The sequence below is a fragment of the Butyricimonas hominis genome (assembly GCF_014287455.1).
GTDB lineage: Bacteria > Bacteroidota > Bacteroidia > Bacteroidales > Marinifilaceae > Butyricimonas > Butyricimonas muris.
Window position 1 is genome coordinate 1 of record NZ_JACOOH010000073.1, and the last position, 587, is coordinate 587.

Consider the following 587-nt stretch of genomic DNA (forward strand, 5'->3'; position numbering starts at 1 on the left):
GGCGGTATCACCCGTGCCAAAGAGTACAAGAGCCTGCCCGAAGTGTTGAGCAAGAATGAAATTAAGCGCATCCTTGCACAAATTTCCAACATCAAGCATCACTGCATGATTTCGTTGGTTTACTCTGCCGGACTTAGAAGAAGCGAATTGCTTAACCTGACCCCGCAGGACATCAACAGTGAAACAATGTCGGTTCGCATTATGGGCAAGGGGAAGAAATGCCGTTATTCGCTCCTTTCACCCAAGTTGCTGGAAGAACTACGGCACTACTTCCGGGAATATCGCCCACAAAAATGGTTGTTTGAGGGCGAAACACCCGGAGAGCAATATTCGGCAAGTGCATTGGTGAAAGTGCTGAAAGAAGCCGCACATCGTGCAGGCATCAAACACCGTGTACACGTACACATGCTGCGCCACTCCTTTGCCACACACTTGCTGGAACAGGGAACAGACCTGCACACGATACAGGAATTGCTGGGACACAACGACATCAAGACCACAACCATTTATCTTCATGTGTCAAGTGCCCATAAAGCAAAAATCCCTAATCCTCTTGATACACTGGATAATTCGTGAGGTGCAGTTAT

1 protein-coding gene is annotated in these 587 nt (G+C 48.0%); it reads left to right on the forward strand.

The features are described from left to right. A partial coding sequence (locus tag H8S64_RS22325; protein WP_186978748.1) for a phage lytic cycle repressor MrpR family protein occupies nucleotides 1–576 on the forward strand: 576 nt, incomplete at its 5' end. Between the last annotated feature and the right edge of the window lie 11 nt (nucleotides 577–587).